This window comes from Streptomyces lonarensis (genome assembly GCF_012033735.1).
Classification (GTDB): domain Bacteria; phylum Actinomycetota; class Actinomycetes; order Streptomycetales; family Streptomycetaceae; genus Streptomyces; species Streptomyces lonarensis.
In genome coordinates this window covers 1-24,067 of record NZ_JAAVJD010000064.1, presented here as the reverse complement: position 1 = coordinate 24,067, position 24,067 = coordinate 1, and the positions used below count along the sequence as shown (strand labels likewise).

General features: G+C 74.2%; 15 protein-coding genes and 2 pseudogenes. 9 read left to right on the top strand and 8 right to left on the bottom strand.

All coding sequences use genetic code 11. From position 1 onward, the window contains the following. Positions 1-232 precede the first annotated feature (232 nt). Positions 233-1,054 carry an ester cyclase gene (locus HCN56_RS10930; protein WP_167969786.1) on the top strand — a complete coding sequence of 274 codons (822 nt, stop codon included), beginning with the start codon at positions 233-235 and terminating at the stop codon, positions 1,052-1,054. Between the two features lie 61 nt (positions 1,055-1,115). Here the strand turns inward: HCN56_RS10930 and HCN56_RS10925 are convergent, their stop codons facing one another. After that, on the bottom strand, positions 1,116-2,213 hold the full coding sequence (locus tag HCN56_RS10925) for a multicopper oxidase domain-containing protein (RefSeq protein WP_167969784.1): 1,098 nt from the start codon (positions 2,211-2,213) through the stop codon (positions 1,116-1,118). A 231-nt stretch (positions 2,214-2,444) separates the two neighbouring features. Between HCN56_RS10925 and HCN56_RS10920 the strand changes: the two genes are divergently transcribed. The 3 genes from HCN56_RS10920 (at position 2,445) to HCN56_RS10910 (ending at position 8,332) form a co-directional block, all read left to right on the top strand. Beyond that, entirely contained in the window at positions 2,445-4,955 is a 2,511-nt protein-coding gene (locus HCN56_RS10920) for a ThuA domain-containing protein (protein WP_167969782.1), read from the top strand. Continuing rightward, positions 4,955-7,207, top strand: coding sequence for an OmpL47-type beta-barrel domain-containing protein (locus HCN56_RS10915; protein WP_167969780.1), 2,253 nt, complete (start codon positions 4,955-4,957; stop codon positions 7,205-7,207). The genes HCN56_RS10920 and HCN56_RS10915 overlap by 1 nt, the downstream gene beginning before the upstream one ends. 312 nt (positions 7,208-7,519) lie before the next feature. After that, complete coding sequence (locus HCN56_RS10910; RefSeq protein ID WP_312871174.1) at positions 7,520-8,332, top strand: SAM-dependent methyltransferase; 813 nt, start codon at positions 7,520-7,522, stop codon at positions 8,330-8,332. Between the two features lie 53 nt (positions 8,333-8,385). On the opposite strand, the gene HCN56_RS10905 is transcribed toward HCN56_RS10910, so the two are convergent. Then, positions 8,386-10,632, bottom strand: a complete 2,247-nt coding sequence (locus HCN56_RS10905; protein ID WP_167969778.1) for an ATP-binding cassette domain-containing protein — start codon at positions 10,630-10,632, stop codon at positions 8,386-8,388. A gap of 130 nt (positions 10,633-10,762) precedes the next feature. Here HCN56_RS10905 and HCN56_RS10900 point away from each other — a divergent pair, with 130 nt between their 5' ends. The 3 genes from HCN56_RS10900 (at position 10,763) to argF (ending at position 14,128) form a co-directional block, all read left to right on the top strand. Next, positions 10,763-11,689: a TetR/AcrR family transcriptional regulator gene (locus tag HCN56_RS10900; RefSeq protein ID WP_167969776.1), complete on the top strand. Its 927-nt coding sequence runs from the start codon at positions 10,763-10,765 to the stop codon at positions 11,687-11,689. A 69-nt stretch (positions 11,690-11,758) separates the two neighbouring features. Then, entirely contained in the window at positions 11,759-12,994 is a 1,236-nt protein-coding gene (locus HCN56_RS10895; protein WP_167969774.1) for an arginine deiminase, read from the top strand. A gap of 135 nt (positions 12,995-13,129) precedes the next feature. Then, positions 13,130-14,128: an ornithine carbamoyltransferase gene (argF, locus tag HCN56_RS10890; protein ID WP_167969772.1), complete on the top strand. Its 999-nt coding sequence runs from the start codon at positions 13,130-13,132 to the stop codon at positions 14,126-14,128. Positions 14,129-14,239: 111 nt separating this feature from the next. On the opposite strand, the pseudogene mmuM reads toward argF, so the two are convergent. The 3 genes and pseudogenes from mmuM to HCN56_RS10875 all read right to left on the bottom strand — a co-directional run bounded on the left by mmuM (position 14,240) and on the right by HCN56_RS10875 (position 18,308). Beyond that, positions 14,240-15,201 (bottom strand): annotated as a pseudogene (gene mmuM / locus HCN56_RS10885) (homocysteine S-methyltransferase). Positions 15,202-15,316: 115 nt separating this feature from the next. Beyond that, on the bottom strand, positions 15,317-17,377 hold the full coding sequence (locus HCN56_RS10880; RefSeq protein WP_167969770.1) for a BTAD domain-containing putative transcriptional regulator: 2,061 nt from the start codon (positions 17,375-17,377) through the stop codon (positions 15,317-15,319). A 232-nt stretch (positions 17,378-17,609) separates the two neighbouring features. After that, positions 17,610-18,308: a hypothetical protein gene (locus HCN56_RS10875; protein WP_245246445.1), complete on the bottom strand. Its 699-nt coding sequence runs from the start codon at positions 18,306-18,308 to the stop codon at positions 17,610-17,612. Between the two features lie 55 nt (positions 18,309-18,363). Here HCN56_RS10875 and HCN56_RS10870 point away from each other — a divergent pair. Next, positions 18,364-19,278 (top strand): annotated as a pseudogene (locus HCN56_RS10870) (NsdA family TPR-like regulatory protein); the annotation flags it as partial. Between the two features lie 237 nt (positions 19,279-19,515). Here the strand turns inward: HCN56_RS10870 and HCN56_RS10865 are convergent. The 3 genes from HCN56_RS10865 to HCN56_RS10855 all read right to left on the bottom strand — a co-directional run bounded on the left by HCN56_RS10865 (position 19,516) and on the right by HCN56_RS10855 (position 22,807). Then, a complete protein-coding gene (locus HCN56_RS10865) occupies positions 19,516-20,802 on the bottom strand; it encodes an FAD-dependent oxidoreductase (RefSeq protein ID WP_312871173.1) in 1,287 nt (428 codons plus the stop codon). Positions 20,803-21,134: 332 nt separating this feature from the next. Then, positions 21,135-22,238, bottom strand: coding sequence for a TIGR01777 family oxidoreductase (locus HCN56_RS10860; RefSeq protein ID WP_167969766.1), 1,104 nt, complete (start codon positions 22,236-22,238; stop codon positions 21,135-21,137). Positions 22,239-22,243: 5 nt separating this feature from the next. Continuing rightward, positions 22,244-22,807, bottom strand: a complete 564-nt coding sequence (locus tag HCN56_RS10855; RefSeq protein ID WP_167969764.1) for a DUF4240 domain-containing protein — start codon at positions 22,805-22,807, stop codon at positions 22,244-22,246. 289 nt (positions 22,808-23,096) lie between these two features. On the opposite strand from HCN56_RS10855, the gene HCN56_RS10850 reads away from it, so the two are divergent. Beyond that, complete coding sequence (locus HCN56_RS10850) at positions 23,097-24,020, top strand: SDR family oxidoreductase (RefSeq protein ID WP_312871172.1); 924 nt, start codon at positions 23,097-23,099, stop codon at positions 24,018-24,020. The last annotated feature ends 47 nt before the right edge of the window (positions 24,021-24,067 follow it).

Sequence of the window (24,067 nt, the reverse complement as noted above, 5' to 3'; positions counted from 1 at the left end):
TCAACGACACCGCCTCGCCCCCGTGCAGCGCCAGCGGCAGCGGGAACCCGCGGACGTCGGCCGGCGCGGTGTTGTCCAACGCCAACTCGGGCCGGAACCGCACCCGGGGCCGCCCGGGCGGAGCGTTGCCGGGCGCCGCCGCGCCTACGGTGACCTCGCCCCGGCCGGGTGTGCGACGGAGCGCGCCCGGCGCGTCCCGGTCGCAGCCGACCGCCCCCACGTGAGGAACGACATGATCACCGCAGAGATCCGCGCGGCACGCCAGCAGCTGGTGCTGGACCACTTCGAGGACGAGGTGCGGCAGGAGTGGGACGACGTGCTGTCGACCTTCCCCCACCCGCACTACGAGCTGATACCGACCATGACCGTCCATGACGGCGGTGACCAGGTGCGCGGCTACTACCACGAGACGCGGATCGCCTTCCCGGACCAGCGCCACGAGATCATCGCGCTCCGGCACGCCGACGACGCGGTGATCGTCGAGTTCTGGCTGATCGGCACCCATCTCGGTCCGCTCGGCGAGATTCCCGCGACGGGCGGCACCTTCCGGGTGCGGATGACGGCCTACTTCCTCTTCGACGAGGCGGAGAACCTCGTCTGCGAGCGCGTCTACTTCGACACGCTCTCCATGCTGCGGCAGCTCATCGGCGGGTTGAACATGCGGAACCCGAAGAACTGGCTGCTGACGGTCCGGTGCCTGCGCGGGCTGCTGCGGATGGCGGGCGGCGAGCCGCATCCCTCGCTGGTCGACACGGTGGAACCGGAGCTGGCCCGCCGCCCCGCGGCGACCGCCGCCACGGTGGAGGCGACCGCCGCCGAGGCGGGTGTCTCGGACGCGGCGTCGGCGGTCGCGGCCACCGACGCGACGGCCCCGGCCCCGGCGTCGGCGACGACCGACGGCACGGCGACGGCCGCCGAGAGCGTGACCGCGGCCGAGCCCGCCCCCGGGACGTCCGAGGCGGCCGGGCCCCCGGCCGAAGCCGACCGGGACGCCGATGTCGACGCCGACGCCACCGGGAGCCCCGCGCCGGAGCGGCCCGGTACCGCCCGCTGACACAACGGTGGCCCGGCACCGCCCGGTGCCGGGTCACCGCCGCCGACGCGGCGCCGTCGCGTCAGTGGTCGTGCCCGGAACCCTCGTCGGCGCCGCCGTGGCTGTCGTGGCCGCCGCCGTCACCGCCGCCGGCGTGGTGGTGCTCGTACTCGGGGATGGTGCCGTCCGGCCGCTTGACCAGCAGCAGCCCGGCCATGCCCATGTCGGAGTGGCTCTGCACGTGGCAGTGGTACATCCAGGCGCCTGGTCCGGCGCCCTCCCCCGCCACGATCTGGAAGCCGAACGAGTCACCCGGGCCGGTGATCTTGTTGTCGATGACCCGGCTGGAGTCGTCGGGGCCGCTGAGCAGGCCGGTGCGGTTGTCCGCCCAGCGGTGCCCGTGGATGTGGAAGGTGTGGTACAGCTCGCCGTGGGTGAGGTTGATGATCTCGACCCGGTCGCCCATGGTGACCTCGAAGTCGGGTCCCACGCGGTTGTTGTTGGTGAGCATGTCGTTGAAGACGATGGTCAGCGTGCGGTCGGGGAGGATGTCGCCGTCCCGCCTGACCACCAGGGCGCCGTAGAGCCCGTTGCGCACCCCGGCCGTGCCGTGGTCGGTCCCCACGACGTGGTCGTGGTACTGCCAGTAGCCGGCGCTGCCCTCGCGCCAGGTTCCGTCGGCGCGACGCCCGGGGATGTGGGAGCGCCAGGTGTAGGTGCGCTTGCCGCCCGGCGGGACGTGACTGTTCGACATCCGGGTGCCGTCGCTGGATATCTCGTAGTCGACGCCGTGGACGTGGAGGCTGGCGTCCACGTCCATGGTGTTCTCGACCTCGATGTGGAGGGTGTCGCCCTCGACCATCTCGATGAGCGGCCCCGGGATGCTGGCCTTGCCCTTCTCCAGGCCGTAGCCCATCCGCCCGTCGCTCAGCCGCTCGATGAAGAGTTTCATGCGGCGGGTCTCGTTGCGTGCCTTGGCGGTGCGGACCGACATCGGTGACGCACCGTCGGCGCGGCTCGGCGGGCTGACGGCAGTCAGGGACGCGGCACCCGCGAGGGCGGCGGCGCCCCAGAACAGCGACCTCCTGCCGAGCCCGCGGTCGCCCGTCGTGGTGCTCGCGTCGCGCCAGGCGCCCTCGGATCCGTTGCCACCGCCGTGGCCGCTGGTCGCGGCATTCATCAGCACAACTCCCTCTGATTCCGGCCAGTTGAGCGACGACGCGAGGAGCGTCACCTCTCGGGACCGGCACAACGTAGCCACCCGCGACGACTTTTTCCAGACCCAGGACAACTTTTGCCGTCTTTCGGCATAACCCCTTGGCGTGCACCTGTCGGGGGTCTACCTTGCTCGCTGACCCCGTAAGCAGTGAGGAGTGGGTGGCACATGCGGCCAACACCGCATCACAGTCCCATGAGTTCCGAGCCCGGGAACAGACCCGGCGCGGACGCGGGCGGCCGCATGCGCCGCTCTCGTCGCACGCGCGCCTGGGCCGCGGCTCTGCTCTCCGGCGTGATGGCAACCGGCGCGCTCTACGCGACGCCCGCCAGCGCCCAGCCGTCGGCGGAAAGCGTCGCCTCGGCTCTCAACCTGCCGTCCCCACCGGGCGGCGACGACGTCCGCGTCCTGGTCTTCCACGGCTCGGCCAACGAGGAATCCCCCACCGTCAACGCGGGTATCGCCGCGCTGGAGAGCATCGGCCGCTCCGGACCCGCCGCCCAGCGGTTCCGCATCGAGGCCACCGACGACGCCTCCGTCTTCACCGACGGCCGCAAGCTCGGCACGTTCAACTCCGTCGTCTTCCTCACCGGTGAGGGCGACGTCCTCAACCCCGAGGAGGAACTGGGCCTGCAGGCCTACCTGGGCGCCGGCGGCGGCTTCCTCGGCGTCCACGAGGCGGCCCGCACCGAGCCCTACTCCGACTGGTACCGCGACCTCATAGGCGCCCGCGCCACCGAGGACAGCGGCAGCGTCGCCCAGCGCGCCACCGTCGAGGTCGGGGACCGCGAGCACCCGGCCACCGCCGACCTCCCCCTGGAGTGGAACCGGCTGGACCGGTGGCTGAACTGGGAGGACAACCCTTCGGGCGACGTGCACACCGTCGCGCGCGTCCGGGAACTCGACTACGAGCCCGGCGAGTCGGCCAACGGGCCCGACCACCCGATCTCCTGGTGCCAGGACTACGCCGGCGGCCGGTCGTTCTACACAGCCATGGGCGGCACCGTCGGGTCCTGGGCCGAGGCCGACTTCCGCGACCACCTCCGCGGCGCCCTCACCTGGACCAACCGCGTCGCCCGCGCGGACTGCCAGGCCACCGTCACCGGCAACTACGTCGCCGAGCGGCTGACCGCGCCCAACCAGCCCGGCGAGCACGACCAGATCGGTGAGCCGCACGGTCTCGTCGCGGCACCCGACGGCCGCATCTTCTACATCAGCCGCGGTGGCCGCCCCTCCGGCGAACCCGTCGTCACCGACTGGAACAACCCGGACATCGGCAAGGGCGAGGGCGAGATCCACGTCTGGGACCCGAGGACCGAGGAGGTCTCGCTGGTCGGGTCCCTCACGATCTTCGGCAACAAGGGCGGCGGCGGCGAACTGGTCAAGACCGAGGAGGGCCTGCTCGGTATCGAGCTCGACCCCCGGTTCGCCACCAACGGGTGGATCTACCTGCACTGGACGCCGCACTCGGAGATCGACCGCGACAAGCGCGTCGCCGAGCGCCGGGTCTCCCGCTTCACGGTCAACCGCTCCACCGGCAGGCTGGACCTGTCCTCGGAGAAGGTGCTGCTGGACTGGGAGGTGCAGATCCACAGCTGCTGCCACGCCGGCGGCGGCATGGCGTGGGACAGCCACGACAACCTGTACATCGCCACCGGTGACACCAACTCCTCCGGCTTCACCAACGGTTACTCCGGCAACAACCCGGAGCCGGTCTACCAGGGCATCTCGTTCGCGGACGCCCGCCGGACCTCGGGCAACACCAACAACCTGAACGGCAAGATCCTCCGGATCCACCCCGAGCAGGACGGCACCTACACCCTCCCCGCGGGCAACCTGTTCACGGGACGCGAGACAGCCGAGGGCGGCGGCAAGACCAAGGGCGAGATCTACGCCATGGGCGTCCGCAACCCCTCGCGGATCTTCGTCGACAAGCAGACCGACGTGCTCTACGCCGGCTGGGTCGGCCCCGACGCCTCGGCTCCGAGTCCCACCTGGGGCCCGGCCAAGTACGAGTCGTACGCGGCCATCACCGAGCCCGGCAACTTCGGCTGGCCGTTCTGCATGGGCAACAACCAGCCCTACCGGGACCGCAACCTGCCCAACCCGGACCAGCCGCTGGGTTGGTACGACTGCGACGCCCCGCGCAACGAGTCGCCGCACAACGACGGCCTCGTCAAGATCCCGCCGATCACCCCGGTGTCGATCTGGTACGCCCCCAACGGCGGCGGCACCGACTACCCGCGCAACGCCGACGGCGTCCCCTCCTACGAGGCGGACGAGGAGTTCCAGCTCCTGCCGTGGGCCCGCGGCGGCGGCCAGGCCGCGATGACCGGCCCGGTCTACCGGTACGACGAGAACCGCGCCAGCGACGTCAAGTGGCCTTCCTACTGGGACGGCAAGTGGTTCGTCGGCGACTTCTACGACGGGGTGCAGCCGCGCCACGCCGTGATCCTCGACCCCGACAGCCTCGGGACCGGGGCGCTGCCCACGCACGGCGAGTCGCTGAAGGACATCATCCCGGTCGGTGAGGGCGGCATCCGCAACCTCATGGACTGGAAGTTCGCACCCGACGGGTCGCTGTACGTGCTGGACTACGGCCGCGGGTTCTTCACCTCCCATTCCGAGTCCGCCCTGTGGCGGGTGACCTACGACGGTGGCGCGCCGACCCCGGCCGCGGCCGACCTGGTCAGAAAGGGCGACTGATGAGACCGACAACCGTAGCGCCGCACCGCGTACGCCGCGGCGGCCTGTGGACCGCGCTGCTGGCCTCGGTGGTGCTGCTGCTGGGGCTGACCCCGGCGGTGGCGTTCGCCGGCGCCGACAGCCGGTCCGGTGAGGCCGAACCGCGGAACGACGCGGAGACCGCGCAGCAGCAGGTGCTCACCTGGACGGCCGACGACCGGGTCGACACCTACGCCTCCGCGCCGGAGACCGCCGTCGCCGGCCCGGCCACCATCGTGTTCGACAACAGCGAGGAGGCCGGCAACGACATCGCCATGCCGCACACGCTGACGTTCGACACCAGCGACCCGCAGTACAACAACGACGTCGACATCAACATCCTCGCCAACCCGACCGACAACAACGGCGGGGTGTACGAGGTCGAGGTCGACCTGACGCCAGGCACCTACCGGTACTACTGCGCCATCCCCGGCCACGGCGCAATGCAGGGCACCCTGGTGGTGACCGAGGACGACGGCGAGGACACCACCGCCCCCGAGGTGACCGCCTCCGTGGGCGGCGCCCAGGACGAGGACGGCAACTTCTTCGGCTCCGCCACGGTCACCCTGGAGGCGACCGACAGCGGTTCCGGCGTCGAGAGCGTCGAGTTCGCCGAGGGCGAGGACGGCGAGTGGCAGCCCTACACCGACCCGGTCGTGGTGGACCAGGTGGGCGACCACCTGGTCCGGTACCGCGCCACCGACGTGGCGGGCAACACCTCCGAGCCGGGCACGGTGGAGTTCACCGTCGTCGAGCCCAGTGACGACGAGGAGGCGCCGGAGACCTCGGCCACCGTCAGCGGCGAGCAGGACGGGGACGGCAACTTCCTCGGTTCGGCCACCGTGACGGTGACCGCCTCCGACGCGGGCTCGGGCGTCAACACCATCGAGTACGCGCTCGGTGCGGACGGCGACTGGCAGGAGTACGAGGGCCCGGTCGCGGTCCACGAACTCGGCACGCACGTGCTGCGCTACCGGGCGACCGACCGCGCCGGCAACACCTCCGAGGAGGCGAGCGTCGAGTTCACCGTGGTCGAGCTGGTCGAGGAGGACACCACTCCCCCGGACGTCTCCGCGACGGTCGCCGGGACCACCAACTCCGGCGGCGCCTACATCGGCCACGCCCGGGTGACGGTCGAGGCCACCGACGACGACTCCGGTGTGGAGCGCATCGAGTACTCGCTCGACGCGGGCCCGTACCTGGAGTACACCGACACCGTCATCGTCGACGGGGTGGGGCGGCACACCGTCTCCTACCGCGCGACGGACAACGCCGGCAACACCTCCGAGCCGGGCCAGGTCGTCTTCAGCGTGGCGCGCGGCGGCGGGGTCCCCGCCCCCAACTGCGCCGAGTTCGACGAGCGCCGCACGGTGATCGTCGGCGACGTGGACACCGGCGTGCCCAACCGCATCACCGACACCCGCTGCCGCATCAACGAGCGGATCGAGGACGAGAAGGACTGGTCCTCGCACGCCCTGTTCCTGCGGCACGTGGACGGCGTCGTGGACCAGCTCCTCGACGAGGGCGTCATCGACGAGCGCGAGGCCGGCCTGATCCGTGAGGCCGCGCGTGACTCCGGCGTCGGCACCCCCGGCAACACCGAGGGCTACCGGAGCCTCTTCGACGGCAGCGAGCGGAGCTTCGAGCGCTGGCAGCACGTCGGCGGCGGGGCGTTCAACCTGTCCGAGGACAACGCCATGACCAGCAGCACCGAGGTCAACGGCATGGGGATGCTGTGGTTCCCGGAGCGGCAGTACGAGAACTTCTCGCTGAAGCTCCAGTGGCGTGACGACGCGCCCGACGGGATCTTCACCAACGGCGGCGTCTTCGTGCGCTTCCCCGACGTCCACGGTCACCCGGAGGAGTCGCGGCCCGAGTGGGTGGCGATCAACTACGGGCACGAGATCCAGATCTACGACCGCCCCGACGGGGACATGTACAAGACCGGTTCGATCTACGGGTTCGACCGCGTCGGTCTCGGCGGCGCCGGGGTCACCCCCAAGGGGACCTGGAACGACTACGAGATCCGGGTGATCGGCCAGTCCTACGAGGTCTACCGCAACGGTGTCCTCATCAACGAGTTCGAGAACTCGCGCGGCCAGGTCTTCGAGCCGCCGCGCGGCGGCGACCCGGGCAGCAACGGCCGCCGCAACGCCTCCGGCTACCTGGGCCTGCAGGTCCACGGCGCCAGTGAGGTGGTCTCCTACCGCGACATCCGCATCAAGGAGCTCTGACCGGTAGCAGGCACGGCACGCCGACGGCGGGGCCCGGACTCCCTCTCCCCAGGGGGCCCGGGCCCCGCCCGCGCGTGCGCGCGGGGCTCGGGCCGCGGCGCGCGCGGGAGCGTTTCCCGGTGCGAGCACGCGCCCCGGGAGTACCCTGACTGATGGTGACGCCACGCACCTGCTCCGTGTGCGGAGCGCCTGGCGTCGCCCGTCGGCACCCCGGCCGGCGGCGACCGGCGCGCCCCGCTCGGGAGGGCGCGGCGCCCGCCGTGCGCCGCGCCCGGGCCGCCAGGGCCGTACCCGACCCGAACGGAGCAACGCGTGAGCGAAGACCGGACCCCGCGGGACCGCGACCAGATCATCTCCCGGATCGACACCTCCGTCCCCCACTCCGCCCGCGTGTGGAACTACTGCGCGGGCGGCAGCGACTGGTACGAGGTGGACAAGCAGCTGGTGGACCAGTTGCTGGCGGACTACCCGAGCGCCGCCGGCCTGGCGGTGGCCTCCCGCCAGTTCCTCGGCAGAGCCGTCCGCCACCTGGTGCGCGAGGCCGGCGTGCGGCAGTTCCTCGACATCGGCACCGGCCTGCCGACCGGTGACAACACGCACCAGGTGGCGCAGCGCCACGCCCCCGACGCCCGCATCGTCTACGTGGACAACGACCCGCTGGTGCTGCTCCACGCCGAGGCACTGCTGACCTCCACGCCCGAGGGTTCGACGGTCTACATCGAGGGGGACGTCCGGGACCCGGACACCGTCCTGGCGGCGGCCCGGGAGACGCTGGACTTCGAGCAGCCGATCGCACTGATGCTGCTGTCGATGCTGGGCCACATCGAGCCGGGCCCTGCGGCGGAGCTGGTGCAGGAGTACATGAGCCGGCTGCCCTCGGGCTCCTACCTGGTGACGTGCGACAGCATCGACTCCCCGGCGATGGTGGAGCTGAACGTCCACTACGCCGCGTCGGGGGCCGCGCCCTACTACGTGCGGTCGCGGGAGGAGCTGGCCGCCACCGCGAAGGGGCTGGAGATCCTGCCCCCGGGGGTCGGCCCCATCCCGGACTGGCACCCCGACACGGCGGCCCCGGCGCCGCTGGACCAGATGGACCAGTGGGGGCTGGTGGCCCGCAAACCCTGACGCGCCGGGTGGGGGCGGCTCCCGGCCGCCCCCACCCGTGCCGCTTCCCGTGGTCAGCGGGCAGCGGCCGCCTCGCGTCGGAGGAACTCGGCGGTGTGCGACTCGGCGCAGTCGAGCAGCGCCCGCGGCGTTCCTTCGAACAGCACGCGGCCGCCGCGGCTGCCGCCTTCCGGCCCCAGGTCGATGATCCAGTCGGCCTGCTTGATCACCTCCAGGTTGTGCTCGATCAGCAGCACGGTGTTCCCGGCGGTGACGAGCCGGTCCACGATGCCCAGCAGCCGGTCGACGTCGGCCATGTGCAGCCCGGTGGTGGGCTCGTCCAGCACGTAGACGCTGCCCTCGCGGTGCAGCACGGTGGCGAGCTTCAGCCGCTGGCACTCCCCGCCGGAGAGCGTGGACAGCGGCTGCCCGAGCCGCAGGTAGTCCAGGCCGACGTCCACCATCGCCCGGGCCGAGGCGTGCAGGGCCCGTTCGGTGAAGAACTCGGCCGCCTCCCGGGCGGTCATGGCGAGCACCTGGTCGATGGAGCGCCCGCGCAGTGTGTGGCGGCGCACCTCCTCGCGGAAGCGGCGGCCGCCGCACTCCTCGCAGGGCGTCCGGACGCCGTCCATGAACGCCAGGTCGGTCCAGACGACCCCCATGCCCTGGCAGCCCGGGCAGGCGCCGGCCGAGTTGAAGCTGAAGAGGGAGGCGCTCACGCCGCCGGCGCGTGCGAAGAGCCGGCGGATGCCGTCGAGCATCCCGGTGTAGGTGACGGGGCTGGACCGCCGGTTGGTGCCCACGGCGGACTGGTCGACGACGACCGCCTCCGGGTGCTGTTCCAGGAAGGCGCCCACCAGCGTGCTCTTGCCCGAGCCGGCGACCCCGGTGAGGGCAGTGACGACCCCGGTGGGAACGGCGACCGTCACGTCGCGGAGGTTGTGCCGGGCCGCGCCGCTGACCACCAGTCGGCCGGTGGGTGTCCGGGCCTCCTGCCGGACGGGGGCGCGGCGCCGCAGTTCGCGGCCGGTGACGGTGTCGGCTGCCGCCAGGGTCTGCGGGGTGCCCTGGTGGACGACCTGCCCGCCGTGCTCCCCGGCCCGCGGGCCCATGTCGACGACGTGGTCGGCGATGGCGATGACGTCGGGGTCGTGCTCGACCACCAGCACGGTGTTGCCCTTGTCGCGCAGCTTGCGGAGCAGGGCGTTGAGGCGGTGGACGTCGCGCGCGTGGAGCCCGATGCTCGGCTCGTCGAAGACGTAGAGCATGTCGGTGAGGCTGCTGCTGAGGTGGCGCACCATCTTGATGCGCTGCGACTCGCCCCCGGAGAGGCTGGTCGTCTCCCGGTCCAGCGAGAGGTAGCCGAGGCCGATGGCGACCAGGTCGCCCACCCGGTCGGCCAGACTCGCCACGACGGGTTCGGTGTCGGGCGCGGCGAGGGTCGGCAGCAGCGCGAGGAGTTCGGTGGCCTCCATGGCGGAGAGGTCGGCGATGGAGTGGCCGCCCACGCGGCTGGCCAGCACGCCGTCGTTGTACCGGCTCCCGGCGCAGCGGCCGCAGGTGGCCGCGGTGACGAACCGGAGGAAGACCTTGCGGTTGCGCTCCGCCATCTCGGCGGTGTCCTTGCGGACGTAGACGCGGGTGAACCTCTCCAGCAGCCCCTCGTACCCCTTGGGGGTCGGCCCGAGCGCGTCCCCGCCGTGCAGCAGGGTGGCCCGTTCGGCGTCGGTCCAGTCGCGGAGCGGCTTGTCGTTGTCGAAGAGCCCGGAGCCGGCGAGGCTCTCCCAGAACCACTTGCCGACCCCGAAGTCGGGGTGCCGGATGGCGCCGCCGTTCAGGGAGAGGGACTGGTCGACCAGGGCGTCGAGGTCGATCTCGGTGGTGCGGCCGATGCCCTCGCAGGCGGGGCACATGCCGAGCGGGTCGTTGAAGGAGTAGGCGTGGGCGGCGCCGTGGTGCGGGGTGCCGCCCCGGGAGAGCAGCAGCCGCAGCAGCGGCGCGATGTCGGTGATGGTGCCGACGGTCGAGCGGGAGTTGCCGCCGAGCCGCTTCTGGTCGACCACGATCGCCGCTGAGAGGTTCTCCAGGGCGTCGGCGTCCGGGCGGCCGTACTGCGGCAGGAAGCCGCGCTGGAAGGCGGTGAAGGTCTCGTTGAGCTGGCGCTGGGCCTCGGCGGCGATGGTGTCGAAGACCAGCGAGGACTTGCCGGAGCCGGAGACGCCGGTGAAGACGGTGATCCCCCGCTTCGGTATGCGCAGCGACACCTCGCGCAGGTTGTTCTCCCGCGCTCTGACCACGTTGATCTCGCCCTCGGTCGACATGCGGCACTACCTCTCTACGCTGTACGGAGATAGACACTCTACACCGTACGGAGTAACCTCGGGGCGTGGCCGCGGCAGCCTCGCCGCGGACGGACCACCCGACGAGCCCTGTTCCACGAAGGAGCCCCCCATGGACACCGACGACCAGAACCACGACCCCGGCCGCGCCCCCGACCCGACCGAACAGCCCGGCACGACCGGCCACGCCGACGGCGGGGACGCGGCGGGGCAGCCCGAGGCCACGGCGACCATCGGCGCCGGCGACCCGCGCGCCACCATGGAACTCCTCTGGGGCGCCCGGCCCCGCCCCTCTCGCGGGCCGCGGCCGCGCCTGGACGCGGAGGCGGTGGCGCGCGAGGCGATCGCCCTCGCCGACGAGGAGGGGCTGGCCGCGCTCTCGATGCGGCGACTGGCGGCGCGGCTCGGCGTGACCGTGATGTCCCTCTACACCTACGTCCCCGGCAAGGCGGAGCTGGTGGACCTGATGCTGGACCGGGTCCTCGCCGGGCCCGACGGCCCCGAGCCGGCCCGCACCGCGCCGCTCCACTCCGACGCCGGGGCCGCCCCGGACTCCGGCTGGCGGGAGAGGCTGGCAGCGGTGGCGCGGCACGAGTGGGAGCTGAACCTGCGCCACCCCTGGCTGCTGCAGGTGACCACCGCCCGCCCGTCGCTCGGCCCGCACGTGCTGGACTGGTACGAACGCGCGCTGCACGCGGTGGACGGCGTGGGCCTGACGGAGGTCGAGATGGACAGCGTGGTCGACCTGGTGACCAACTACGTGCACGGTGCGTCCCGTTCGGCAATCGCGGCCGCCGACGTCGACGACCGCACCGGAATGACGGACGACCAGTGGTGGCAGGCGGTGGAGCCGCTGCTCAACGAGGTCTGGCCGGTCGGCCGGTACCCGGTCGCCGACCGGGTCGGCCCCGTCGTCGGCGAGCTGTACGGCGCCCGCATCCCCCCGGAGCAGTCGTTCGCCTTCGGGTTGGAGCGGCTGCTCGACGGGGTGGCCGCGCTGATCGAGGGGCAGGGTCGGGAGGGTGCCGCCCGGGGGTGAACCGGGCGCGCGTCGCAGACGCGGCCGGATCAGGGGCGTGAGCCGGCGTGGCCGGGCAGGATGGTGGACATGGGATTCCACGTCGACTCCGAGGTCGGCCGACTGCGCCGCGTCGTGCTCCACCGTCCGGGTCTGGAGCTGAAGCGGCTGACACCGTCCAACAAGGACGACCTGCTCTTCGACGACGTGCTGTGGGTGCGCCGGGCCCAGCAGGAGCACGACACCTTCGCCGCGGTCCTGCGCGAGCGGGGCGTCGCCGTCCACCTGTTCCAGGACCTGCTCTCCGAGAGCCTGTCGATCCCGGCGGCGCGCGAGCTGGTACTGGACCGGGTCTTCGACGAGAAGGAGTACGGGCCGCTGGCCACGGACCACCTCCGGGAGGCGTTCGAGGAGCTGCCGGGGGCGGAACTGGCCGGCGCGCTGGTCGGCGGCATGACGAAGCGGGAGTTCCTGGAGCGCCATGCCGAGCCGACGTCGGTCCGGTTCCACGCGATGGAGCCGGACGACTTCCTGCTCCAGCCGCTGCCCAACCACCTCTTCACCCGCGACACCTCGGCGTGGGTGTACGACGGGGTGTCGATCAACGCGATGCGGTGGCCCGCGCGCCGGCGCGAGGTGGTGCACTTCGAGGCGATCTACCACCACCACCCGCTCTTCACCTCCGCCGCGGCGCGCCCCTTCCGGCTGTGGTCGGAGGGCCAGGCCGCCTACCCGTCCACCATCGAGGGCGGCGACGTGCTGGTGCTGGGGTCGGGGGCGGTCCTGATCGGTATGAGCGAGCGCACCACCCCGCAGGCGGTGGAGATGCTCGCCCGGGGGCTGTTCGCCGCTGGGTCCGCGCGGACCATCGTGGCACTGGACATGCCGAAGACCCGGGCGTTCATGCATCTGGACACGGTGCTGACCATGGTCGACGGGGAGACCTTCGTCCAGTACGCGGGGCTGGGGATGCTGCGCTCCTACACCATCGAGCCGGGCGCCGCCGAGCACGAGCTGAAGGTGACCGACCACCCGCCGGAGCACATGCACCGCGCCATAGCGGCGGCGCTCGGCCTGGACGCGCTGCGGGTGCTCACCGCCACTCAGGACACCCACTCCGCGGAGCGCGAGCAGTGGGACGACGGCTGCAACGTGCTGGCCGTCGAACCGGGCGTCGTCCTCACCTACGAGCGGAACACCACCACCAACGCGCACCTGCGGCGCAGCGGGGTCGAGGTGCTGGAGATCCCCGGCGGCGAGCTGGGGCGCGGCCGGGGCGGCCCGCGCTGCATGAGCTGCCCGGTCGAGCGGGACGCGGCGCCGTGAAGGGGCGGTCGGCGCGGCGGGCCGACCGCCTCCGGAGAGCAGGGGACCACCCCGGCCCGCATAGCGATACCGAGCGATGCATATACTTCCAGCTCCCGGCATCCATCGCGCCGACGCAACGACCCAGGAGCCACCATGGCGACAGACCTCACGGGGCGCCACTTCCTCAAGGAACTGGACTTCTCCGCCGCGGAGTTCCGCCAGCTGATCGAGCTGGCGGCCGAACTGAAGGCCGCCCGCCGGGCGGGCACCGAGGTCAGGCGCCTGACCGGCCGCTCCATCGCGCTGATCTTCGAGAAGACCTCGACGCGCACCCGCTGCGCCTTCGAGGTGGCCGCCGCCGAACAGGGCGCCACCACCACCTACCTCGACCCGGCCGGCTCGCAGATCGGCCACAAGGAGTCGGCGAAGGACACCGCGCGGGTACTGGGCCGGATGTTCCACGCGGTGCAGTACCGGGGCAGCGCCCAGCAGACCGTGGAGGAGCTGGCCGACCACGCCGGGGTCCCCGTCTACAACGGCCTGACCGACGACTGGCACCCGACGCAGATGCTCGCCGACGTCCTCACGATGACCGAGCACCACCCGGGGCCGCTGGAGGAGATCTCCTTCGCCTACCTGGGGGACGCCCGCTTCAACATGGGCAACTCCTACCTGGTCACCGGGGCACTGCTCGGCATGGACGTGCGGATCGTGGCGCCGGAGCGGTACTGGCCCGCGGCCGAGGTGGTCGCCGAGGCCCGCCGGCTCGCCGCAGTCAGCGGAGCGCGCATCACCCTCACCGAGGACGTGACCGAAGGGGTCGGCGGCGCCGACTTCGTCGCCACGGACGTCTGGGTGTCGATGGGGGAGCCGGCGCAGGTCTGGGAGGAGCGCATCGTCGACCTGGCGCCCTACGCGGTCACCATGGACGTGCTGCGGGCCACGGGGAACCCGGACGTGAAGTTCCTGCACTGCCTGCCGGCCTTCCACGACCTCGGCACGGCGCTCGGCCGGGAGATCCACGAGCGGTTCGGGCTGGAGTCGCTGGAGGTCACCGACGAGGTCTTCGAGTCCGAGCACTCCGTGGTGTTCGACGAGGCGGAGAACCGGCTGCACACCATCAAGGCCGTACTGGTCGCCACCCTCGGCTGAGGGGCGGCGCACCGGACCGTCCCCGCGGTGGCACCGGCCGGGTGGCCTGCCCGGCGGCCGGACGGTCCGGCGCCGGGCGGTCCCCGCGCCCGTACGGCCCGACGGTGCCCGTCAGGCGGGCGCCCCGAGACGCCGGACGGCCGCGGCGACCGGGGCGAGCCGGTCGGGGCCGACCCGGCAGAGCAGCCGCCGATCAGCCGGGCGCCGGCCTCGTACCACGCGGCGACCGAGCCGGCGGTCCGCGCGGCCGGGCCGTGCCAGCCGCGCCCGGCGTCCCACGCCTCCCCGCTGTTGGGGTAGGCGACCCCCGGCAGACCGGTCACGGCGGCCGCGACGCGCAGCGCCGGGGCGACCTCCGCCGGATGGCAGCAGTTGACGCCGACCGCGATCACGCGGGGGTCTCCCGTGGCCACCGCGAACGCCTCGGTGAGCGACTGGCCGGCGCGCGTCCTTCCGCCGGCGACGGTGTAGGACAGCCACACCGGTATGTCGACGGCGGCCGCGGCGGTCAGCATCGCCCGCGCCTCCACGGCGTCGGGGACGGTCTCCAGGGCGAGGAGGTCGGGGACTCCCGCGGCGGCGGCCTCGATGCGCGGGCGGTGGAAGCGGACCAGCTCCGCCTCGGTCAGCTCGTAGCGGCCCCGGTACTCGCTCCCGTCGGCCCGCACCGCGCCCAGCGGCCCGACCGACGCCGCCACCCACACCCGCTCGCGCTGCCGATCCACCGCCGCCCGGGCGACCGCCGTGGCGCGTGCGGCCACCGCGGCGGCCTCGCCGGGGGCCAGCCCGCGCCGGGCCAGCCCGGCCGGGGAGAGCTGGTAGCCCGCGGTGGTCAGCACCCGCGCGCCCGCGGCGAGAAAGGCGGAGTGGGCGGCGGTCACCGCTTCGGGGTCGTCCAGCAGCAGCCGGGCCGTCCAGAGCGGTCCGGAGACATCCGCCCCCGCGGCGGCCATCGCGTCGGAGAGGCCGCCGTCCAGCGGCAACGCACCGGCACGGAGGGCCTCCGCCGGCGACGGCTCCCGCCCGACGACCGGTCGGCGGGGCGTCTGCGGGACGGTCGGCCGCGGTTCCATGGGGCCATTGTCCCGCCGTCGCGCCCGACCGGCGCCCTCCGGCGGGGCCCGGGGCCGCGGGGCCGGCGGCCGGCTGAGGGGCAGCGGCGGCAGCAGGCGCCGGCTGCGGGAGCGGTCAGATCTGGACGGACGCGGCGTCCGGGTCGAACGGTTCCTCGCCGACCGGGGTCACCCGCAGCAGGCTCTCCTCCCGGCGGTTGAGGTCCTCCAGCAGCGCCTGGGCCTGCATGTCCTCGACCCGTGCCTCCTGCTCCCGGCCGAGCCCCCGCAGCGCGGTGGCGCGGCGGGTCCGCTGCTTCGCGACCATGAACGGGTCGAACGGCTGCTCGGCCGCGTGCCCGAGCGCGCGGTCCGCCCAGTGGACCGCCTCGCCCCAGTCCTTGGTGGCGAGGTGGTACTCGGCGAGGGCGCCGGCGCCGTAGGCCCGGAAGTACGGCACCCGGGCGGCCATCGCATAGCCCTCGGTGAGCATGCGGTGGGCGCGCGCGAGGTTGCCGATCAGCAGATGGCAGCGGCCCAGGTTGTGGCGGATGGTGATGGAGAGTTCCTCCAGCCCCGCCGCCCTCGCCTGCTCCAGCGCGGCCTCCGAGAGCTTCACCGCCTCGTCCAGGCGCCCCGCCGTGCCCAGGCACGGCACGACCACGCTCAGCGCGTACAGCGCTTCCTCCTCCTCCCCCACCGACCGGAACAGCTCCACCGCCCGCTCCAGCACCTCCACGCCGCGCGCGGGCTCCCGGCGCTGGCTGTGCACGCGCCCGAGCTGGGTCAGCGCCACGGCCTCCGCCGTGACGTCGCCCCGCCGCTGGGCGACCCGCAGTGCGATCTCCGCGATGCGGCGCTGCACCCGCCAGGTGAGTCGGATGCGGAAGTAGCTCTCCATCGCGTGCAGGACCTCGAGCGCGAAGTCGCTCAGCGGCCGGCCGGCCAGCGGGTCGCCGCCGTCGTCGTACTCCGGGGCGGACAACTGGTGCGCCAGGGCCAGCACTTCCTGTCGGGCATGGTCGGCCCAGCCCAACGACTCGTCGGCGGAGGTGAAGAGCCGGCCGTGCGGGAACCGGTCCGCGCCGTCCTGGTAGCGGCGGCGGTGGCGTTCCTGCAGCGACAGCGGCGAGTTGACCCGGTAGAGCGAGCCCAGGTACCAGCACGCGAGCCCCGCGAGGTGCGCCCGGCGGCGCGCCTCGGGCAGCGCGGCGGCCTGCCGGGAGGCCACGGCGCGCTCCTCCGTGCCCAGCGCGTACAGCCCGGCGACCGGGCCGCGCGCCAAGCCGGCGGCGGTCAGCCGCTCCAGCGCCTGGGACGCCTCCCGCGGCGTGCACCCCGCGAGCGCGGAGACCGCGCCGGAGCTGTACTGGCGGACATCGGCGATGCCGAGCAGCGGGAAGACGGAGGCGGCGAGACGACCGCTCATCTCGGGCGAGGTGGCGAGGCGGTCCAGACGCTCCGCGAGACCGGTCGGGAGCATCGCGTCCTCCGCGCGCAACCCGGCCTCCACCAACCGCAGCTCGGCGGAACCGTCACCGAGCCGCTGGTACGCGAGGCGCAGTTCGGCCGCGGCGTCGGAGACCCGGCCCACCCGGTGCAGCGCCTGCACCAGTTGGCCCGCCAGCCGCACCCGCAGCGGATGGTCGCGGACCAGCGTGATCAGCTCCGGCAGCAGTTCCTCGTGCCGCCCGAGCGAGAGCCGCAGCTCGGCGCGCTCCTCCAGCGCCGTCAGCCGCAGGTCGGCCAGGCGCGGCAGCTCGCGCTCGCGCAGCGAGGTGGAGCTTAACCGCCCCAGGGGAGTGCCGCGCCACAGCTCCAGCGCCGCGTCCAGCAGCCGCACCGCCTCCCCGGGCGAGGCGGGGGCCACCTCGCGCGCCTGCACGAGCGCCGCGCGGAAGCGGCCGAGGTCGGTCTCCTCGCGCGATATTCGCAGCAGATGCCCGCCGGGCACCTCTGGCAGTCGGCCGGCGGGCAGCAGCTCCCGAAGCGCTCGGACGTGGCGGCGCAGCGCGGTCCGGGGCTCCGCCGGCGGGTCGGCGCCCCACAGCTGGTGGATCAACTCGTCCTCGGGCACGGTCCGGTCCGCACGCAGCGCCAGGGCGGCGAGGACCGACCGCTGGAGCGGGCCCCTCACCACGAGCGGCGATCCGTCGTCCGCCGACACCTCCAGCGGACCGAGCAGCCGGATGTCCAAGTGAACTCCCCAACCGACGGGACAACGGCATGAGTTGCCCGGATCGGTGATCTTCGCACGGCCTTTCGCAGACCTCAAACCAGTCTGCGCCACATTGTGTCGCGAATCGAGTCCGTGCACCCGGCCTCACCCGTGCAGGGGCCGAACGGCCCGGCGGCGGTCACCGAACGGCCCCGAACGGGCGCACCGCCCCCGCCTGCGGGGAGGCGGCACGCAGGCGGCGGCCTCCCGGTCAGGGCGTCAGCAGCTCCGTCTCCGCGGGCGCGATGTCCGGCCGCAGTACGTGCGCCCCATCCGGCCGGAACAGCGCGATCTCGCCGTCCCCCAGCCGCTCGGTGAACCGGCGGGCGTCGGCTCCGAGTACGCGTCCCGCGGCCTCCCCGAACGGCGCGCCGAGCGCCAGGACGACGTCCGCGGCGGACCAGAAGGCGGAGCGCGCGGGCGCGGAGCGGGTGACGTGGAGGACGGTGCGCCACTGACCGTCCGCCGCGGCCGCCGACGGTGCCCGGCGCTGGTCGGTCACGAGGACCTGCGGGCCGTCCCCGACGGTGGGCGGTTCGGGCTCGGACGACGGCCACCCCGCCGCAGAGGCCGCCAGCAGCAGCCGGTCACCGGCCGCCTCCCGTAGCAGGGCCCACTTGTCCGGCACCCGGCTGACCGCGGTCACCCGGGCGCCGAGGCCCAGCAGCCGCAGCGCGAACAGCCGCCCGAACAGCGATTCGCCCAGCACCCCGACCCGGGTGCCGGACGGCCCCGGCGCGGCGAGCGAGACGGCGTCGCCCTGCCGGTCGGTCCCCAGGTGCAGGCCGGCGCCGGCCGGGGTCAGCCGGCAGCCGGTGCCCGGCGGCGCCTCCCGCCAGTCGAACGCCGGCAGGGCGCCGAGGTCGGGCGGTCCGCTGGGTGCTGCGCGGTCGGCCGTGGTGCCGCTCATGAGCGCTCCGTTCCGGTGAGGGGGCAAGGAAGGCGGGTCGGGCGTCCTGCCGCGGCGCGGGCCCGGCCAGCGGGTCACCGCCGGTGACATCGCGGCGCTGCACTCCGTCGCCGACCTGTTCCGCAAGCTCGACAACGCCTACGGCGGCGGCCACGCCCGCCAGGCGCTGATCCGCTACCTCGAACACGAGCTGGAGCCGCTGCTGCGCGGCAGCTACAGCGAGCAGACCGGCCGCCGCATCTTCGCCGCGGCGGCGGACCTGACGCGCCTGGCCGGGTGGACGGCGTACGACATCGCCGCTCACGGCCTGGCGCAGCGCTACTTCGTCCAGGCGCTCCGGCTGGCGCAGGCGGCGGGCGACCGCGGCTACGGCAGCTACGTCCTGGTCTCGATGTCGCGCCAGGCGGTCTACCTCGGGCACGGCCGGGAGGCGGTCCAGCTTGCTCGCGTCGCGCAGCAGGGGACCGCCGCCTCCGCGCCGCCCGCCGTGCAGGCACTGCTGCACGCGGCCGAGGCCCGCGGCCACGGACTGCTCGGCGAGGTGCGCGCCTGCACCGCGTCGCTGGCGCGCGCCGAGCGGGCCCTGGAGGCGTCCCGGCCGGGCGACGAGGTCCCGCACTGGGCGCGCTTCTTCGACGAGGCGCAGCTGGCCGACGAGTGCGGCCACTGCCACCGGGACCTCCAGCAGCACCGGGCAGCGGCCCGGCACGCGGAGCGCTCGCTCCAGCTGCGGGGCCCGGCGTACGCGCGCAGCAGGCTGTTCTGCCGCGTCGTGCTGGCCACCGCGCGGCTGGGGCTGGGCGAGCTGGAGCAGGCGTGCGCGCTGGCCTCCGAGGCGGCACAGCAGGCGTCGGAGATGCGCTCCGTGCGGGCGCACGAGTACATCCACGACTTCGAGCGACGGCTGGAGCCCTACCGGGACGCGGCGGTCGTCCGCAGTTACCGGGAACGGGCCGCGGCGTCGCGCTGAGCCGCTCGGGGGAGCGGAGCGGCGAACGAGTGGGAAGGCCGTGCCGGAGGGGCGGCGCGGCGCCGGGCGGGTGGGCCCGGCATCCGGGGTGGGGTGGAGCATCCGGGGTGGTCGTCGACGAGGTCGACATGACGGGTGGCGGGCGCGGGGGCGCCCGCCGCGCCCGTCGGGCCGTGGTCGGCCGGGGTGGGCCGGCCACGCGCCCCGCCGCTCCGTCCTGCGGCGGGGCGTGGGCTCTCAGGCTGCCGCGCTCTTCAGCGTCTCGGCGGGCCGGAGGCCGGAGTCCCAGAGCACGGCCTCGGCGGCGCGGCGGGCGGAGGAGAGCTCGCCGGTGATCCCCGGGGTCGCGCGGTGGTCGCCGCAGACGTACATGCCGTCCAGCAGCCGGACCCGCCGCTGCGGGGCGAAGGGCGGCGGCAGCGCGGGGATCGCCTCGGCGTCGTGATGGGCGGCGAGCAGCTCCCAGTCGTGGGCGGACGTGCCGTACAGGGTGCCCAGCTGCGTCCGGGCGGCCTTGTCCAGCACGTCGGCGGGTTCGCCCGCCTCCGCGCCGAGGACCACCGAGGTCACCAGCGTGCGGCCCTCGGGTGCCCGGGAGGGGTCGGCGGCCGAGACGGCGAGGGTGTGGGTGACCGGGCCGCGGCGCGCGGCGTCCACCAGCAGCTCCGGTCCCGCCTCCAGCGGCGCGGGCGTGGCGTGGTGGAGGACGGTCACCGGGTGGTGGTCGGGGACGCGGATGCCGGGGACCAGGCGCGCCGCCTCCCGGGCGCCGGTCGCCAGCAGCACGGCGCGGCAGCCGACGGTGTCGCCGTCCTCGGTGGTGACGGCGGTGGTGGCGACCGACGCAGCGCGTGCGCCGGTGCGTACCGTGCCGGGCGGCAGCGCAGCGAGGAGCAGTCGGGGCAGCGCGTCGGCGCCGCCGGCGGTGATACCGAGCCCGGACCGGGCGAACGCCCGCAGTGTGAGGTCGCTCAGCCGCCGGGAGGCGGTGAGGTCGGGGTCGCCGAGGAGCGCGGTCAGCAGCGGGCGCAGCGACCCCTCGCTGATGCGGGAGGGGATCGGGCGGGAGGCGAGGGCGGCGTGGGCGGTCAGCTCCGGGCGGGAGTGGAGGCGGGACTCGGAGAGGGTGCCGAGCCGGCCGAGGTTGGCCCGCAGCCAGGCCTGGTCGAAGGTGCCCGTCAGGGTCCGCTGGTGGCGCGGGCCGGGGTGACCCACCGCGGCGCCGATCCGATGCGCGCGGTCGGTGCCGTGCAGCACCACACCGCCGGTGAGCCGCCGCACCGGGAGCGGGCCGGGCAGCCGCCGCAGCTCGGGGGTGCCCGGCACCGGGAGCCAGCTGCTGCGGTCCAGCAGGAAGCCGTCCCGGCGGACGGTGGCGAGGCGGCCGCCGGGTCTGGCGGCGGCTTCGAGCACGGTCACGGAGAGGCCGGCGCCGGTGAGGTGGTAGGCGGCCGCCAGGCCGGCGGGTGAGGCGCCGATGACGACGACGTCGGTCTCGCTGCGGTGCTTTCGGCTGCTGGGCACGTGCCCTCCCCTGGAGGTGGTCGGTGCGTCGGGCCGGGGTGCGGGTGGATCGGGTTCCGGCCTCCTGGCGCCTCCTGCCCGCCGGTGGCCCGGTGATACGTAAGACGCAGGCCGACAATAGGACGAACGTACGGGTGCGTCGCACGCGCACGAACCGGGCATCGTCGCACGCGGGCCGCGCACGACGGGCGGTACGCGCCCCCCGTCGACGGCGGCCGCGCCCCGCACGATGCGGACGCCCCGCCATGGTCCCCGAGGACGGGCCGAGCGGCACCTCGGGAGCGGCCCGGCGGGGCCGAACCGCCCGCCCGGGCCCGGCCGCACCGCCCGGCTCAGGGCGCGTCGCCCTCCCACGCCGCCCGCACTGCGTCCTCGACGCCCGGATGGACGAAGGTGAAACCGGCGTCCAGCAGCCGCCGCGGGACCACGCGCTGGCTCCCCAGCACGTCGGTGGCGAACTCGCCCAGCGCCAGCCGCAGCGCCGGCGCGGGGGCCGGGAAGAGGGTGGGACGGCCGAGCACCTGCCCCATCACACGCGTCACCTCCCGGTTGGTGACCGGCTCGGGCGCGGTGAGGTTCACCGGGCCGCCCGGGGCCGAGGCGCCCTCGGCCAGCAGGAACCGCAGTGCGGCGATGTGGTCGTGGAGCGAGATGTGGCTCCAGTACTGCCGGCCGTCCCCGAGACGGCCGCCGAGCCCGGCCCGGAAGATCGGGAACAGGCGCCCCCAGGCGCCGCCGCCCCGCGCCACGACCAGTCCGGTGCGCGGATGCACCACCCGGACGCCGGCCGCCGCCGCGGGCAGCGCCGCCGCCTCCCACTCCTGGCAGACGTCGGCGAGAAAGCCCTCACCGGGCGGGGCGGTCTCGTCCACGGGCCGGTCGCCGGTGTCGCCGTAGTAGCCCACGGCCGAGCCGCACAGCCAGGTGCGCGGCGGGTCGTCCATGGTGGACAGCGCCTCGGCCAGCGCCGCTGTACCGAAGACGCGGCTGTCGCGGATCTCCTGCTTGTAGGCGTCCGTCCAGCGGTGGTCGCCGACGCCGGCGCCCGCGAGGTGCACCAGGGCGTCGCAGCCGAGCAGCGCCGTGGCGTTCTGCGCGACGTCCTGGCCCGTCGGGTCCCACTGCACCTCGTCCGGGTTGGACGCCTCGTGCCGGACCAGCGGCACGACGTGGTACCCGTCGGCGCGCAGCGAGCGGACGAGGGCGGAGCCGATCAGCCCGGTCGACCCCGTCACCGCGACCCGGCCCCGCAGCGGCGTCTCCTCGGGCGCCCCTTCCCCGGCGACGATGAGCGGGGCCGCGGCCGACGCGGCCGGCGCGGCCGTGCCATCGGCCTCCCCGGGGGGCGCCGCGCCGTCCCGCGCGGTCGGCTCGCCGGAGGCGGCGGGAGGCGGGGAGGGGGCGGGGACGACGGGATCGCGCGGAGAGTCAGCCATGGCGCTCAGGCTAGGCCCTGACCGCCCGACTGCCGGGGAGCGTCGCCGGTGCCGGTGCGGAACCTCGCCCACAGGCGCGGGTAGGCCACCGCCAGTGCGCGGTCGTCCTCGAAGTCCACGGGCACGCCCAGGGGTTCGCTCGGCGCCTCCGGCAGCCCCAGCTCCGGGAGCTCGCCCCCGGTCAGCTGTTCGTAGGCGTCGAAAGCGGCGAAGCCGACATCCTCGGCCTCGCCGTCGGCCTCCTCGTCGAACCGGGGCAGCAGCAGGGCCAGTGCGTCGGGGTCGTGGAGCGCGCCCTCGAAGACGCGGCGGCCCTGGGCGATCAGCCAGCAGCGGAAGTTCTCGAAGCAGTCGTCGCTGGCGCCGTCCAGCAGCACCCAGGCGGCGCCCCACAGGTCCCAGCGGTACGCCCGCTGGAACCGCGACTCGAAGTGGCGGGCGAAATCCGTCACCGCCACCGGGTCCAGCGCGGACAACCGCTCGACCAGCAGGTCGGCGTGGTCGTCCGGGTCCTCCCCGGCCGCCTCCCGCGTGCTGTCGACGATCTCCCAGAACTCCGTCTCTTCCACGCCCCCAGCATCGGCCCGACCGCGCCGGAGCGCACGCCGGACGCGTTCGCGCGCCGGGGTGGTGCGGACGGGCCGCCACCCGCACGGCTCACGGCAGCCGGGTGGTCGGCGGCGGCTGTCCGGGCGACCGGAGCGAGGCACCCGCCCGAGGGCCGGGCGCCAGGGGGTACCGCTGACCCCACCGTGCCGGGGCCGGCCCGACATCTGCCGGGAAACCCGACAGCGGATGTCAGGTATCGCTGGCAGCGTGCGACGCGGACGGGGACGGACCGAGGAGAGGAACACTGCCGTGAACCAGCAGGAGCGACCGCTGACCGGCACAGTGGCGCTGGTCGCCGGCGCCACGCGCGGCGCCGGCCGGGCGATCGCCGTCGAACTGGGCCGTGCCGGTGCGACGGTCTACGCCACCGGCCGCACCACCCGCACCCGGGTCAGCGAGGTCGGCCGTTCGACCGAGACGATCGAGGGCACGGCGGAGCTGATCGACGAGGCCGGCGGCCGGGGTGTCGCCGTCCCCACCGACCACCTGGTCCCCGACCAGGTGCGGGCGCTGGTCGAGCGGATCGACGCCGACCACGGCCGGCTCGACGTCCTGGTCAACGACGTCTGGGGCGGCGACCACCTGCTGGCCTTCAACCAGAAGGTGTGGGAGGCCGACCTGGAGAGCGGCCTGCGGATGTTGCGCCTCGGCGTCGAGACCCACGTGATCACCACCCACTTCGCCGTGCCGCTGCTCGTGCGGCGCCCCGGCGGGCTGCTGATCGAGATGACGGACGGCACCACCGCGTACAACGGCCCGCGCTACCGCGAGCACTTCCACTACGACCTGGCCAAGTGCGCCCCGCTGCGCATGGCGTTCACCCTCGGGGAGGAACTGAAGGAGAAGGGCTGCACCGCTGTCGCGCTGACCCCCGGCTTCCTGCGCTCGGAGCAGATGCTGGACCACTTCGGGGTGAGTGAGGAGAACTGGCGGGACGCGATCGCCGCCGAGCCCTCCTTCGCCATCGCCGAGTCGCCGCTGCTGGTGGGCCGGGCCGCCGCCGCGCTCGCCGGCGACCCCGAGGTCCACCGCTTCAACGGCAGCTCGCTCTCCAGCGGCGGGCTGGCCCGGGAGTACGGCTTCACCGACGCCGACGGCTCCCAGCCGGACGCCTGGCGCTACATCCCCGCCTTCACGGCGGACCCCGGCGTGGACGCCGCCGACTACCGCTGATGATCGACGGCGGGCGCCGGGCCGCGGCCGGCGCCCGCCCACCCCGC